Below are 14,425 nucleotides of genomic sequence, written 5' to 3' on the forward strand. Positions count from 1 at the left end.
AATCTATTTTGTTTATCCTCTGTTTTTTGAGGCAGCATTTTGTAAGGTTTCCCCTTTCTTTATTAGGGATTTCCTGCGATTATTATACCGCTTTATTGCCAATAAATACAGTTATATACTTACTTTATTCCGTTTTTCAGCGACGACTAAAAAGACGAAAAAGCGAAAAAAGCGGCAGAAAACAAACTTCTCACAGAGCAGCCTGACGCCGTTAAAACAGAGCGTCGAAAATTTCAGCTAAGGTCCGTCTCGTTCCGTGGAGGTTTGCGGACAATCAGGTTTTGTTCCCGGCCATCGGCAAAAAATCCCTTAAGGTCGAAATTTTCAACGGCAAATTCCTGTTCACGGGGAGAAAAGCGTCGGTAACCCCGGTAATTGTATTCACTTAAACAATGTTTGCAGACATGAAGTTTTAACGTTTGCACCTCACCTGAAGAGGCGTACTGATCCGACCGGACGCTCGTCCTGTATTTGTCCGTTGTGTGATTTATAAAAACGTACCCTTCGAGTTTGCCCGAACCGCGCCTGATTTTTACCCTGAAATGACCCGTTGCGCTGTTTGTAACGACATATCGGGTATCGAACCGGCCCTGCCCGCGCATGGATTTGATTGTCTGACACTCCATAAAGTGAAATTTTGGCCATGACGACGGCTCTTCCGCGGACGACACCTCCGGAATATACAGCAGGCAGGGTTCACCGTTCAAACGAAACGGCTTGCCCGAACAATCAAAAATCTCCTTTTCAATCTTCCTGCGTTCCTCCAGGGACATTCGAGAGTCCACTACAATTTCAAACGTTCCATCCGGCAACAGAAACTGAGCGGGAATCCAGTATATTTCTTTCGCGCCCATTCGGCGCAAAAGGACCGAAAATTCCGGGAAAAGAGGTTCATTCCAGTCAAATTTCATTGGACGTCCTCAAGAATGGTGACGATGCGTTTCTCCGCGTCCGTCCGAACGCGAAACTCCACCCGTCGGGATAAGAAAGGATCTTCCTGCCCGGCGGCATTGAGAATCGGCGTGCTGGAGGAAAGTCCGTTGGCGGTTATATTTTTTATTGCCCAACTCCGCTGAGTTTTTATCTGAGGAATCGTCAGGCAGTACTGCAGCACCGAACGAGTCCGGTCCTGTGAAAGCTCCATATTTTTAAAATACGCGTCAAGAGCGTTTTCCGCGCCAATCCACTCGGAGGACGTATGCCCCTCTATCCGCACTTCCGCTATGCTGTCAAGATATTTCTGCAGTATATTCAAATATCTGGGGAAGAAATCATCCAGAATTGCCCTGAAACCCTCCGTCAGCCTTGCGCTGCCCGCTTCGAAAAACACGGAGGGCTCTTCAAAACGAATGGAAAGAGTGTCTCTGTTCAACGAAGCTTTCCACTTCGGTAAATCCTCTTTAAATTCCTCCGTCAGGTCATTATAAAGATTTTCCTGCATTTTATTCCATATCACCACAATTTGTTCAATTTTTGCCTTGCCGGCTTCCAGGTCCTTTGCATACTCCATCAGCCGCTCTTTACTTTTTGAGACGCTGTTCATGTACATGACGGCAACAAACAAAAAAATGATCATCAATCCGGACATCAAATCGGAAATCGACATCCAGTAATTTTGTTGCCTGCGCCGCCTGACAGGAAACAACTCCGTCACTTTCACGAGGGACCGCCCTTCCGGTCATCAGGGACACTGAGCGCACGACTGACCAGGCTGTCGATCTTTTGTTCCAAAGCTGTGTAATCGTCGACCAGTTTCTTTGCCACCGAAGCGAGCTGACTGCCAAGCAGGCGGATCGCTCTTTCGAGTTCCGAGCCCATCTGTCTGTCAAATTCCTCAAAATTCGATTTTGTGAGTTTCATTGTTTCCTGCAGGTTTTTCTCAAACACAACCTGAATATCCTCCATCCCTTTTTGTACCATGTCGCACGACTGAAGCGTCAGCGCAGAGAGCTGCGCCCTCAGGACTTTGACGTTCTCTCCCTGCTGAGCGACAATGCTTTCGACCTGTTCCGCGGAAGCGGCGACGCTTTTCGTCATTGTCTCCGTGAGATTTTTCAATGCACTCTCGATCACGGGGAAAACTTCGTCGGCCCTGGTTCGCAGGGCCGCAAAACCTTCCAAAACCCCGCCGGCCTTTTCCATCTCAAAATCAAGTTTTTGCAATATACCGCGTAATTGTTCCATCGTACAGGGAATTGCCTCCGTATCCCGCCTGATACGTTCGATGGCTTTTTGCGAGGCATCGATGCCGATCAGAGCCGACTGAAACCGTCGGGTCGTTTCTTCCATCTGCACCCGATAATTTTCCTGCCACTGCAGAAGCGCCGCAACGGCGCGATTGAGTTCTTTGAAATTTTCTCCAAACTGTTCGTTGATTTTGGCGTTGAAGTCTTTGATTACCTCCTGAAGGGCGTTAATCAGGGCATCGGAATTATTCTTCGCCATCGTTTGCGTAAAATCCCGAAATTCACGGACAATCGTTTCCTGAAAAACCTGTGAATCCCCGCTCATCTGTTTCATCTGAGCCAGTACAGAACAATCGATCTGCCTTATCGCGTTCGACAGGGCGTCTCCGCCGGAGGCGGTGATATTTTTCAACGAGTTTATGGCGTCTCTCTGTTCAGTCATGACGCGATAAATATCGTCCGCTGTGACCCCGCTCTCTTTGCCGGAACTCCGGAGCGGAGCAAAAACGAAATAGTCCAGCGCCCTTAAAATCATCCCGGAGAACATCCCCAGGATCGACGTCCAAAAGGCGAGTTTCATCCCCTCCAGCAACAGCGGAACACTGCCGTCCATGTCATTGACGTTGAAAGAACCGAGACTTTGAGCGATGCCCCAAAAAGTACCGAAAAGCCCCAGCGTCGTCAGCAAACCGGAGACGTTTTCCGCGGTGTCGGAGGCGCGGTCGGCATGACCCGTCATTACGACAATGGCCCATATGAAAATAATAAACATCAGTGATGTAAAGACTGCAGCCGTAAAAGTTCCAAAAAGTCCGCTCATTGTCATTGCATACACAAAAAATCAATCCTTTCACGGCCTGTTGGAATAACTTTTGTAAGTATACAATGAAATTATACACTTCTTCAGGAGCTTTTTGTCACAAAAAATACAACAAACTCAGTAGTTGACCATAAAATTTTCCAAAAAAAAGAAAATTTCCCAAAAAAATTCCTGAGAGAGAAGGCTTCATTCGACAGGTGAAATATGCTAGTATTTTATGCGCGTCGTCCCTGCTTCGGTAAAAACAGAAAACAGGAAACAGAAAAACAGGCTTCGAGAACTCCCTGGGGGTGTAAGGACCATCAACAGAATCAACTGCTTTAACTGTGTACATTTCGCGATTACCTGGGATGTGAAATTTCCCAAAGCCTGCAAAGCGTTTGGCTTCAAAACGGCGAACATGCCCTCCGTCACCGTATTTCAATCAACCGGCAGTGAATGTATCGCCTTTACCCCTAAACAGAAAACAACAGAAGAACGCCACGCCTGATCCCGTCCGGGCAGGGGTGTCCGAGCGGCGGGAAAGGGCAGGATAAGTTTGTTTATATTCTATATTCCGGCGTCCAGCCAGCGCACCGTGCCTTCGCGCCGTGGAGCGCGCGAGGCGGGCGTTTCGTCCGGATGCCCCAGCGTGAGGGCGAAAAGCGGCTCGTAGCCCTCCGGAGCCATAAACGCGGGCTCCCTTTCGAAGAGGTAGCGGACCAGTCCGATCCAACAGGCCCCAAGCCCCAGAGAAACGGCGGCGAGATGCATGTTCTCAATGGCCGCGCTGCAGTCCGCAAGAGACGTCAGATGCCGCCCCGGCTTGCGGGGTATTTTTTCACCGCAGATCAGAATGACCACCGGAGCGCCGAAAAAAACGCGGTAATGCGGGGCCTTTCCCATAGTTTCGATCCGTTCGATTCCCGACTCCGCCATGGCGGCCCGCGTTCGGGCGTCGAAATCTTCAATGACCTTTTTGTCCGTAATGACGGTGAAATGCCAGGTCTCGGCGCCCGCCCCCGAGGGCGCGTAAAGCCCCGCCTGAAGAATGGCTTCGATGTCCGCCCGGGAAACTTCCTCCGGGGTGTACTTCCGAATGCTGCGCCGCTCCAGAATGGTACGGAGAACCTCGTTCATCCTCAAAACCCCCTCTTCAGACAGCGCAGGGGTGAACGTCTTTTCCCTGTTCACCCCTGCGATCCGGATCTATGCTTTTGCCGCGTTTTTTTCCTGCGCTTTTGCCCTGGAGCTCAGTGGAATGGTTCTGTCCGGCTTCCACAGCCACCACTCCGCCAGCATTCCCGTGGCCACAAAGATGGAGCTGTACGTACCGGCGATGATTCCCACAAGCATGGCGTAACTGAACGCCGCCAGAACCGGCCCGCCCCAGATGCACAGGGTCAGGACGGGGAAAAGAGTCGTCAGAGTCGTGTTGACCGTACGGGAAAGGGTCTGATTGATCGAGAGGTTCATCAGGTCGAGAATGCCTGCCTTCCCCAAATCTTTCCAGTTTTCACGAACACGGTCCAGTATAATGATGGTGTTGTTCAGAGAATAACCCACGATGGTCAGGAGCGCCGCTATGAAAGAGGAGGCGATTTCCATGCGGGTCAGGCTGAAAAAGCCCAACGCCACAATGACGTCATGCATCAGCGGAAGAACGCTGACCACGGCAAAGCGGAACTGGAAACGCACCGTGATGTAAATGAGGATGGCGACAAGCGCCGCGGTGACTCCAAGAAGCGCCTGATTGCGCAGCTCCCTGCCCACGACGGGTCCGACCTTCTCGAAGCCGATCACCTTCATGTCCGGGTAATGGCCCTTCAGAACGTCCACCACCTGTTCCCGGCTCTTTTCCGTGTCTTCGTTGGTTCGAATGATGATGCCGCTGTCCCCGAAATTCTGGATCATGGCCTCTCTGGCCACCACCGAGGAAACCACTTCCCGCACCTCTCCCACGTCCGGACGGCTGGAGAATTCCACCTGCACCACGTTGCCCCCCGTGAAGTCGATTCCGAGGTTCAGCCCGCGAAACGTCACCAGCAGGAGGCTGCACACAACGAGCGCCAGGCTGAAGAAAAGAGCGGGCCTGCGCATTTTCATAAAATCGAACTGAGCCTTGAATTTCATTTGAACGGTCCCCCTAATTCTGCTTCAGGGCATGTTTCTTCGTACTGACGAAGAGCTGCAGGAACGCCCGAGTCACCACAACGTTGGAAAAAACGCTGGCCACCAGTCCGATGGAAAGAGTCACTCCAAATCCGCGCACGGAGCCCGTTCCAAAATAAAAGAGAACGAGGGCGGCGATCAGCGTCGTAATGTTGGAGTCGAGTATCGTCACAAGCGCCTTGCGGAATCCGGAATCCAGGGCCGCAAGAGGCGTTTTTCCCGACCGCAGTTCTTCCTGTATGCGCTCATAGATGAGAACGTTTCCGTCAACGGCCATGCCGATGGTCAGAATGATGCCCGCAATACCCGGCAGGGTCAGCGTCGAGTGGAAGGCGATCAGTCCCGTGAACACCAGCAGGAGCGTGACGGCAAGAGCCACGTCCGCCGCCAGTCCCTTGAACCGGTAGTAAATCAGCATAAAGACGAACACCAGCCCGCCTCCGATCAGACCGGCATGGAGCCCCTGACGCACGGAGTCCGCTCCAAGGCTGGGACCCACCGAACGGTTCTCGGCCACATCAACCTCTACGGGCAGAGCGCCGGCGTTCAGCATGATCGCCAGCCGCGTCGCCTCGTCGGTGGTAAAACGCCCGGTGATCTGCGCGTTTCCCCCGGCTATTCTGTCCTGCACCACCGGCGCCGATATCGTCACACCGTCCAGAACGATCGCCAGCTGTTTGCCCACAAGGCGGCCCGTGGCCTCCTCGAAGGCCTTCGCCCCCTCGTCGTTGAAGGAAATCGAAACGCCCATTCGGCCAAGGCTGTCCGGGTTCAGGCCGGCCTTTTTAAGGTCCTTCCCCGTAACCAGAGCCCTGCCCAAAAGATAGTACACGTGCCGGTCGCCTTCTCCGCGGGAAACGATGGCGCCTTCAACTGTTTTCGCCCGCTCTTCGAAGCGGGGCAGCGCGTTCTCCGAGGACTCCGCGGCGGTTTTCCAGCGCTCCTGAGCCCGGGTGAACTGTTCGTCGCTGTCGTAATTTGCCCTCTGAGGAGCCGGCGGCGCGGACTCGCTCTGGTCCAGAACCTCACGGAACTCCAGAAGCGCGGTCTTCCCGATCAGCTCCAGAGCCGCGGCGGGGTCCTGCACCCCGGGCAGATCCACAATGACCCGATCCTCTCCGCTTTTCTGAATGAGCGGCTCCGCCACGCCAAACTGGTCCACACGGTTGCGCAAAACCGCCACCAGCCTGTCGATTCCATCATTGCCGATCGGATTGTCCGGCGTATCTTTGGCCTGAAGGACGATGTGCGCGCCGCCCTTCAGATCGAGCCCCAAATTCAGCTTCCCCACTATCGGCCACGACCATACCAGCGCCACGACAATCACTGCCAGAACGCCCCACAGTCGTATACGGTCTTTACGAAGCATTCCCTCTCCTCCTGCTCCACCTGATTTTTATACGCTTCCCAATTTCTTTCCCTGAACACAACATCAGGATGAACCCCTCCGGACCTCAGACAAGGGAAGAGGAGTTCATCCCGAGATGGAACGCCCTGTTCCAACTCAAAATCAGGGGCAGCTTCAAGCAGGCAATATGCGATGTGTAAACCTCAGTACGCCCCGATCCTAAATTGAATTTACACGACAAAAGGGCAATCTTCCGCCCTCCCTGCGTTTTTCGTCAGTCTTTTTTCTCTTCGACAGCCGGAGCCGGCGCCGGCGCCTGAGCCACGCGTTTTGTCTGCACGGCGGACTTCAGAACGCGAACCTTCACCCCGTCCGCAATTTCCACAAGGAAGGTGTCGTCTCGAACTTCCCGCACCGTCCCGAAAAAGCCCCCTATCGTAATCACCTGGTCGCCCCTGCTGATCCCGCCAATCAGCGTATCATGCTGCTTCTGACGTTTTCGCTGAGGCCGAATGATAAAGAAGTAGAAAATAAGAATAAATATCGCAAGCGGGAAAAGCATTCCCATTAAACCCCCGCTCTGCGCTGCTCCCGGCGCCGCGCCGCTCTCTCCTCCGCCACTGCCACCGCCGGAAAAACCGCCGCAGGACGTTACTGCCTGGGTTGTCGCCGGGGTTGCCGCCTGATCTGCCATAAAATCTTCCTCCCTGCTGCTCGACTCTTGAATTGCCCCCGTAATTTCAGGATACAAAACGATATTATACCAGAGGACCCCGAAAAGCAAAAACAGTCGGACTCTGTCGGGTTATCCCTTCCAGGCCACGACTTCGATTTCGACCTGCGCGCCCTTCGGAAGGTCTTTGACGGCCACAAAGGAGCGCGCCGGAGGATTTTCTCCGAAATATTGCGCATAGACGCCGTTGATCGGCGCAAAATTGTTCATATCCGTTACAAAAACCGTGGTCTTGACGATCTGCTGCATCGTGAAACCCGCAGCCTCGACGATGTTTTTGACGTTGTCCAGAGCCTGTTTCGCCTGTTCCTCCACAGGCCCCGTCAGCAGCTGCCCCGTTTTGGGATCCAGAGGAATCTGTCCCGAACCGAAAAGAAAATCCCCGGCCTGGATGGCCTGACTGTAAGGTCCGATGGCCTCGGGCGCGTTTTTTGTGCTCACTGTCTTTTTCACTGTTTCACACCTCCGTTTAAATTTTTCCTCAGTGGAACCGCGCTTCCGGATTTAAGCTCTCGAAAAACGCTTCAATCCGGCATAACGCGCGGTTCCGCCCAGTTCTTCCTCGATGCGGAGAAGCTGATTGTACTTGGCGACGCGGTCGGTGCGGGCAACGGAACCGGTCTTGATCTGCCCCGTTTTCATCGCCACGGAGAGATCGCTGATGAAGGTGTCGTCCGTCTCTCCGGACCGATGGGAGATGATCGAGGCGTAACCGGCCAGAGTCGCCATCTGAACCACCTCCACCGTTTCGGAGACCGTCCCGATCTGGTTCAGCTTCACCAGGACGGCGTTGCCCACGCCCTCTTTGATGCCCCGGCCCAGAATTTCCGGGTTCGTGACAAAAAGATCGTCCCCCACGAGCTGTACCTTTCCGCCCAGCTTTTTCGTCAGAGCGGCCCAACCCTTCCAGTCCTCCTCGGCCATGCCGTCCTCGATGGAGAGAATGGGGTAATCCTTGCAAAGCCCTTCGTAATAGGCGATCAGTTCGTCGGCGGTGAAGGTTTTCCCCTCCCCTTCGAATACGTACTTTCCGTCCCTGAAGAACTCCGACGAGGCCACGTCCAAGGCAAAGCTGATGTCCGCGCCCGGCTTGTAACCCGCCTTCGTTACGGCTTCCATCAGAAGATCCAGCGCCTCCCGGTTGGTTTTCAGGTCGGGGGCAAACCCGCCTTCGTCGCCGACGCCGGTGGAGTATTTACGGGCTTTGATGCAGTTTTTCAGAGCGTGATAGGTCTCGGCCCCCATGCGCAGGGCCTCCGCAAAGCTGGGAGCGTTGTGGGGAACGATCATGAACTCCTGAATATCCACCGTGTTGTCGGCGTGGGCTCCTCCATTGATGACGTTCATCATGGGAGTGGGCAGAACGAAGGACCCCAGTCCTCCCAGATAGGCCCAGAGCGGCAGCTCGTGACTGTCCGCGGCGGCGCGGGCCACCGCCATGGAAACGCCCAGAATCGCGTTCGCCCCCAGCGTGGACTTGCCCGGCGTTCCATCCAGGTCCACCATCGTTCTGTCGATCTCCGCCTGGTTGTCGGAGTCCATCCCGATCAGCTCCGGTGAGATTTTTTCGTTGACGTTTTCCACGGCCTTCAGGACACCCTTGCCGCCGTAGCGCTTTTCGCCCTTATCGCGAAGCTCCAGGGCCTCGTGTATCCCCGTGGAAGCTCCGGAGGGGACGGCGGCCCGACCAAACGAACCATCCTCCAGAAAAACATCCACCTCCACCGTGGGGTTGCCCCTCGAGTCCATAATCTCTCTGCCGTGAATTCCTATAATCGTACCCATTTACATACAGCTCCCTTCCAAAATTGATCTCACTTCACACTCTGAAGTCAAAAAGCCGGAAGTCAGAAGTCAGAACAAATAAATTTTACTCATCCGCCACCTGCCAGGGTTTTTCATCCGGATCGACCCGACGTTCCTCAAGAACCTCGCAGGGGACGGTCTGAGGACGTTTCAGCAGCTGCTCGTCGGCGCACAGGACCTTTACCTTCAAAACCCGGGCCATATAGGCGATCTCCAGCGTTTTGCCCTCCGTCACTTCGGCGGAGGACCTGCAGACCCGACCGTCGATACGCACGGCCCCGACCTCGATCATCTCCTGGGCCGCGGTTCTGCGCTTCACCAGGCGGGCCATCTTCAAAAATTTGTCGATTCGCATCCGTTTACGTCCACCTCATTCATTTTTGCCGGAGAACAGACAAACCACTCCATAGTGTACAACAATATTTATTTTTTTCCGCTTTTAATGCGGGCCGCCATTTTTTGAAACTCCGCCATTTCCTCCAGAGTGGCCTCGTGGCGTTTCATGCGGTCGCTCAAAAAATCAAGCCGTTCCCGCTCCCGCTTGCGTTCCAGAGCCTCTCGAACCGCCCCCCAGGGATCGGCATCCCGGGAAAATTCCAGCTCTTCGCAAAAGGCATCTCCACGGGCGATGAAGGCCATGGGGAAGGTTTCTCCCGTAGAATGCCAGCGGGCCTCGAGGGAGTCCGGAGATTCCGTCAAAATCGCCAGGAGAATTTCCTTTACCCGGGTGTCCGTCACCAGGGGCAGAATTTCCTCCGGACGGCAGTCGTGACGGCAGGTTTCGTCCCGCCAGAGCAGCGCGCAGAGGGCCGCTTCCAGGGGATCGTACCGGACTTTTTTCCCATCTTTTTCTCTATCTTTTTCTCCATTTGGCTTTTTATTCGGAATCGTTTTTTTTGCCTCGTCAGGATTAGGATTGCTCCGGGCGGGTTTTTGAGTTCGGCGGTACTGTTCCAGCTCCCGCCAGAACTGATCGGGATAGAACCCCAAAGCCCCCGCCAGGCCGGACGCGTAGGGGGCGATCATCGTGGGCTGAAGCTGCGCCAGGCCGCTCCACAGGGATTCCACGGCGGACCGACGGGTCGCGGGATCGTCCAGCCGGGCCCTCACCGCGTGGAGGTGCTGTAAAATCAGGGGGCGCGCCTCTCCGACGGCCTTTTCGAAGAGTTCCTTCCCTCCCTCCGAGTTCAAAAGCTCATCGGGGTCCTTGCCCTGAGGCAGAGAGATCACGTAGACGTCGAGCCCGGAGTTCTGAAGCGTGTACATCCCCCGAAGGGTCGCCTCCTGCCCGGCGGCGTCGCTGTCGTAGCAGATATAACAGCGGTCGCTGAAGCGTTTCAGCAGTTTGGCCTGTTCCTCGGTCAGGGCCGTCCCCAGCGAGGCCACCGCCTCGGCATATCCGCACAGATGAAGGCGCAGAGCGTCCATGTAGCCCTCCACCAGAATCGTCCGCCCTTTTTCCCGAATCGCGCCCTTCGCCGCGTGGAGCAGGTAAAGATTGCGCCGCTTGCTGTAAAGGACGCCTTCCGGGCTGTTGATGTACTTCGCTCCCTCCCCGTCCACAATACGACCGCCGAAGGCGATCAGGCGGCCGGTCACATCCCGTATCGGGAACATCAGACGTCCGCGGAAACGGTCGTAAAGCCCGTTACGCCCCTCAATGGCCAGCCCCGCCTCGATGGCCTCCTGAGGCCCCACGCCTTCACTTTTCAGAACACAGCAGAGAGTATCCCAGGAGTTGCCGCTCCAGCCCAGCTCGAAACGGGCGGCCTCCTCCGGCGAAATATTCCGGCGTTCAAGGTATGCCCGGGCCACGGCGCTTTCGGGGGCGGCAAGCTGGGCTCGAAAGGATTTTCCCGCGATTTCCATAATTTCATGCAGTCCGCCGGAGAGAGGTTTGCGCCTTCTCTCAAAAGGGGTCAGCTCGACTCCCGCCCGCTCGGCCAGAAGTTCGACGGTCTGGGGAAATGTGAGACCCTCCGTTTCCATGACGAAACTGAAGATGTCTCCTCCCTTGCCGCAGCCGAAACAATGATAGGTCTGACGTTCCTGTGAAACGTGAAAGGACGGGGTTTTTTCGTCGTGAAAGGGACACAGGCCCAAGTAGCTGCGCCCGGCTCGATGCAGACGCACCTTGTCCCCCACCACGTCCAGAATGTCCAGCCGGTCCTTGATCCGTTTCACATCGTCGTTCTGCTGCAAGGTTCTTTTGCCTCCGTCACCTACGCTCATTTATACAAAAACTATACAAAAACGGGAAAGGACCTCTGTGAAGATCCTTCCCCGTCATTATAACGTCCGTTCTGGGCTCCGTGAGAATCGGAAGATCAGGAGAAGAGCGGAGCGATGACCAGCGCAACCACCGTCATCAACTTGATCAGGATGTTGAGGCTGGGCCCCGCCGTGTCCTTGAAGGGGTCGCCCACCGTGTCGCCCACCACGGCCGAGGCGTGGTTGTCCGTCCCCTTGCCGCCGTAGTTTCCTTCTTCAATGAACTTTTTGGCGTTGTCCCAGGCGCCGCCGGAGTTTGCCATAAAGAGCGCCAGCATAACGCCCACCACGATGGCCCCGCCAAGCAGACCGCCCAAAGCGGCCTTTCCGAGCAGGAATCCCACCAAAATGGGAGCGGCGATGGCCAGAACGCCGGGAAGGACCATTTCCCGAAGGGCGGCCGTGGTGGAAATGGCTATGCATTTCTCATATTCCGGCTTTGCGCTGCCCTCCATGAGCCCCGTGATCTCCCGGAACTGACGGCGAACCTCCTCGATCATGGACTCGGCCGCCCGGCCCACGGCTTCGATGGCCAGGGCGCAGAACAGGAAGGGCAGCATTCCGCCCAGAAGAAGGCCCGTAATGACCCGGGGGTTCATGAGGTCGATCATTTCGAGTTTGGCGGCGTGGGCGTAGGCGACAAAAAGCGCGAGAGCCGTCAGAGCCGCGGAGCCAATCGCCAGTCCCTTGCCCATGGCGGCGGTGGTGTTGCCGACGGCGTCCAGTTTATCCGTGATTTTACGAACCTCAGGAGGCAGGTTTCCCATCTGAGCGATTCCGCCCGCGTTGTCTGAAATGGGCCCATAGGCGTCCACAGAAAGGGCGATGCCGGTGATGGAAAGCATTCCCACCGCCGCGCAGGCCACGCCAAACACGTCGGCCAGCCAGGCGCTGATCAGCGTGGAAAGGCAGATCAGAATGACGGGAATCACCGTGGATTTCATCCCCAGAGAAAGCCCGGACAAAATGACCGTGGCCGTTCCCGTCTCTGAGGAGCGCCCCACCTTCCGGACGGGGCTGTACTCGCTGGACGTGTAGTATTCCGTGAAGAACCCGATCAGCACGCCGGCCAGCACGCCCGAGGCCACCGACAGGAAAACGTGGAGTCCCCGGGACCAGAAAAAGAGGATGCTCAGGATGAAGGATCCTCCCAGCATTTTGCCTCCCGCGACAAAAGTTCCCACCCGCAGGGCATAGGCCGCGTCGCCGCTCTGAATGCGATCCAGCACTTTGTCCGCGTAAGGAATTTTGCGCGCATACTTAAACATGAACTGAGACAGGGGATTGGCGGAGGAGATCACCATGCAGCCCACAATCGAGGACACAATGCCCCAGCCCGCCAGAAACAGGGGGAACGAAGCCCCCCACATGCCCAGCGCCCCGCGGCCGTCGCCGTAAAGCCCGGTGAAGGCCACGCCAATGGCCATAGCCGCGATGATGGAATTCACGTAGGACTCGAAAAGGTCCGCGCTCATTCCTGCGATGTCGCCCACGTTATCCCCCACGTTGTCCGCGATGACCGCGGGATTGCGGGGGTCGTCCTCGGGAATGCCCGCCTCGACCTTACCCACCAGATCCGCTCCCACGTCGGCCGCCTTGGTGTAAATGCCACCGCCCACCCGGGCGAAAAGAGCGATGCTGCTGGCTCCCATACCGAAAGCCGTCAGTGATTTGACGCTGAGGAAAAGCCAGGAGACAGAAACCCCGATCAGTCCGATGCCGACAACGAGCATCCCCACGATGCTTCCTCCGGAAAAAGCCATATCCAGGGCGTCTCCCATGCTGCGGGTAGCCGCGAAAACCGTGCGCCCGTTGGCATGAGTCGCCACATACATGCCCAGCCATCCGGTTCCGGCGCTGCAGGCCGCCCCGAAGATGAAGGCAAATCCGGATCCAAACCCCAAAAATATCCAAAGAAGCAGTGTACAAGCCCCCACAAAGGCGGCCAGCCACATATATTCCTTCTTTAGAAACGCCAGCGCGCCCCTGTGAATGATCCCCGACAGTTCCACAATTCCGGGATTCTCCACCTCAAAAGCCATCATCTTCCGGCAGACGAACCAGGCGTAAGCAACGCCCACCGCGCCCAGCGCCACAAACAGCACCACCAATATAAAAGTCACGTCCGGCAAACCTCCTCCATTTAAAAATTCGAACGTATGAGCCTGATTATAACCCAAACTTAGCGACAGCCGCCAGATATCTGTCTCCTGAAAATTCGAACGGATAACGAATATCTCCAGGAAAACGGAGCAGCCGTTCCGTAAAAATGCTGATTATTTTCGGTCCGAAGCAATTGGGTGTTACTAAAATGTTTTTTTGATATAGTATTTTCACGTGATTCATAATTATTTATTCAGGGGGGATATGTTGTGAAAAGTGTCAAGGGGACAAAGACTCAGATCAACCTGATGAAGGCCTTCGCCGGAGAGTCCCAGGCCCGAAATCGTTACGTGTATTACGCGTCCGTGGCCAACAAGGAGGGCTACAAGCAGATCGAGTACATCTTTACGGAAACGGCGGATCAGGAGAAAGAGCACGCGAAGAGGCTCTTCCGGTTGATGGAAGGCCCCGGGGAGATCGAGATCACCGCGTCCTTCCCCGCCGGACCTGAGCGTACCACGCTGGAGAACCTGAAGGACGCGGCGGCGGGAGAGCATCACGAATACAGCAGCATGTACCCGGAATTTGCGAAAACCGCGGACGAAGAGGGATTCCCCGAAATAGCGGCGATCATGTGGAATATCGCCGTGGCCGAAAAATTCCACGAAGAGCGTTATCTGGGACTGGCGAAGAACATCGCCGAGGGCAAGGTGTTCAAAAAGGACACCAAAATCAGGTGGCGCTGCCGCAACTGCGGATTCGTCATTGAGTCCGCCGAGGCTCCGAAAAAGTGCCCCGCCTGCGACCATCCCCAAGCCCACTTCGAGATGCTGGGCATCAACTGGTAACCGACAGATATAAAAACAGGATATAAAAAAAGAAAAGCCCCCTGCATTCCCTGAACGGATGCGGGGGGCTTCCGTTCAGGCCGCAAACGACACGCTGACCCAGCAGGATCGGGCGTACATCCAGCTTGAAATCGACCAGCTCCGCGAGGAAGTCACCCG

Annotated in this window: 14 protein-coding genes; 2 read left to right on the top strand and 12 right to left on the bottom strand. The window is 55.6% G+C overall.

Annotated features, from left to right (window positions below; translation table 11 throughout):
• Positions 1-241, top strand: a 241-nt coding sequence (locus LBR61_07730) for a hypothetical protein (protein ID MDR1731969.1), incomplete at its 5' end; no start/stop codon positions are given.
• Here the strand turns inward: LBR61_07730 and LBR61_07735 are convergent.
• The 12 genes from LBR61_07735 to LBR61_07790 form a co-directional block, all read right to left on the bottom strand.
• On the bottom strand, positions 234-854 hold the full coding sequence (locus LBR61_07735; protein MDR1731970.1) for a hypothetical protein: 621 nt from the start codon (positions 852-854) through the stop codon (positions 234-236). The two genes, LBR61_07730 and LBR61_07735, sit on opposite strands and share 8 nt — an antisense overlap.
• Before the next feature lie 53 nt (positions 855-907).
• A complete protein-coding gene (locus tag LBR61_07740; protein MDR1731971.1) occupies positions 908-1,654 on the bottom strand; it encodes an OmpA family protein in 747 nt (248 codons plus the stop codon).
• 2 nt (positions 1,655-1,656) lie between these two features.
• Positions 1,657-2,925 carry a MotA/TolQ/ExbB proton channel family protein gene (locus tag LBR61_07745; GenBank protein MDR1731972.1) on the bottom strand — a complete coding sequence of 423 codons (1,269 nt, stop codon included), beginning with the start codon at positions 2,923-2,925 and terminating at the stop codon, positions 1,657-1,659.
• Between the two features lie 630 nt (positions 2,926-3,555).
• The gene (locus tag LBR61_07750) at positions 3,556-4,125 is read right to left on the bottom strand and encodes a nitroreductase family protein (protein ID MDR1731973.1); all 570 of its coding nucleotides are present in this window, start codon (positions 4,123-4,125) and stop codon (positions 3,556-3,558) included.
• 69 nt (positions 4,126-4,194) lie between these two features.
• On the bottom strand, positions 4,195-5,118 hold the full coding sequence (secF, locus tag LBR61_07755) for a protein translocase subunit SecF (GenBank protein MDR1731974.1): 924 nt from the start codon (positions 5,116-5,118) through the stop codon (positions 4,195-4,197).
• 13 nt (positions 5,119-5,131) lie between these two features.
• Positions 5,132-6,526, bottom strand: coding sequence for a protein translocase subunit SecD (gene secD / locus LBR61_07760; GenBank protein ID MDR1731975.1), 1,395 nt, complete (start codon positions 6,524-6,526; stop codon positions 5,132-5,134).
• Between the two features lie 253 nt (positions 6,527-6,779).
• Positions 6,780-7,073 (bottom strand): preprotein translocase subunit YajC, encoded by a 294-nt coding sequence (gene yajC / locus LBR61_07765; protein MDR1731976.1) that lies wholly within the window; start codon positions 7,071-7,073, stop codon positions 6,780-6,782.
• 237 nt (positions 7,074-7,310) lie between these two features.
• Positions 7,311-7,691, bottom strand: a complete 381-nt coding sequence (locus tag LBR61_07770) for a RidA family protein (protein MDR1731977.1) — start codon at positions 7,689-7,691, stop codon at positions 7,311-7,313.
• Positions 7,692-7,742: 51 nt separating this feature from the next.
• The gene (gene eno, locus LBR61_07775; GenBank protein MDR1731978.1) at positions 7,743-9,023 is read right to left on the bottom strand and encodes a phosphopyruvate hydratase; all 1,281 of its coding nucleotides are present in this window, start codon (positions 9,021-9,023) and stop codon (positions 7,743-7,745) included.
• A gap of 85 nt (positions 9,024-9,108) precedes the next feature.
• Positions 9,109-9,399, bottom strand: a complete 291-nt coding sequence (locus LBR61_07780) for an RNA-binding S4 domain-containing protein (GenBank protein ID MDR1731979.1) — start codon at positions 9,397-9,399, stop codon at positions 9,109-9,111.
• A gap of 68 nt (positions 9,400-9,467) precedes the next feature.
• Positions 9,468-11,246 carry a DNA primase gene (gene dnaG / locus LBR61_07785; GenBank protein ID MDR1731980.1) on the bottom strand — a complete coding sequence of 593 codons (1,779 nt, stop codon included), beginning with the start codon at positions 11,244-11,246 and terminating at the stop codon, positions 9,468-9,470.
• Between the two features lie 125 nt (positions 11,247-11,371).
• On the bottom strand, positions 11,372-13,438 hold the full coding sequence (locus LBR61_07790) for a sodium-translocating pyrophosphatase (GenBank protein MDR1731981.1): 2,067 nt from the start codon (positions 13,436-13,438) through the stop codon (positions 11,372-11,374).
• A gap of 249 nt (positions 13,439-13,687) precedes the next feature.
• Between LBR61_07790 and LBR61_07795 the strand changes: the two genes are divergently transcribed.
• Positions 13,688-14,266 (top strand): rubrerythrin family protein, encoded by a 579-nt coding sequence (locus LBR61_07795; protein MDR1731982.1) that lies wholly within the window; start codon positions 13,688-13,690, stop codon positions 14,264-14,266.
• The last annotated feature ends 159 nt before the right edge of the window (positions 14,267-14,425 follow it).

The sequence above is a fragment of the Synergistaceae bacterium genome (assembly GCA_031272035.1).
GTDB lineage: Bacteria > Synergistota > Synergistia > Synergistales > Aminobacteriaceae > JAISSA01.

Coding starts and splice junctions, on each gene's coding strand:
- LBR61_07750 (MDR1731973.1), bottom strand. CDS start 4,125: ATGAACGAGGTTCTCCGTACCATTCTGGAGCGGCGCAGCATTCGGAAG.
- LBR61_07735 (MDR1731970.1), bottom strand. CDS start 854: ATGGGCGCGAAAGAAATATACTGGATTCCCGCTCAGTTTCTGTTGCCG.
- secF (MDR1731974.1), bottom strand. CDS start 5,118: ATGAAATTCAAGGCTCAGTTCGATTTTATGAAAATGCGCAGGCCCGCT.
- eno (MDR1731978.1), bottom strand. CDS start 9,023: ATGGGTACGATTATAGGAATTCACGGCAGAGAGATTATGGACTCGAGG.
- secD (MDR1731975.1), bottom strand. CDS start 6,526: ATGCTTCGTAAAGACCGTATACGACTGTGGGGCGTTCTGGCAGTGATT.
- LBR61_07745 (MDR1731972.1), bottom strand. CDS start 2,925: ATGACGGGTCATGCCGACCGCGCCTCCGACACCGCGGAAAACGTCTCC.
- yajC (MDR1731976.1), bottom strand. CDS start 7,073: ATGGGAATGCTTTTCCCGCTTGCGATATTTATTCTTATTTTCTACTTC.
- LBR61_07780 (MDR1731979.1), bottom strand. CDS start 9,399: ATGCGAATCGACAAATTTTTGAAGATGGCCCGCCTGGTGAAGCGCAGA.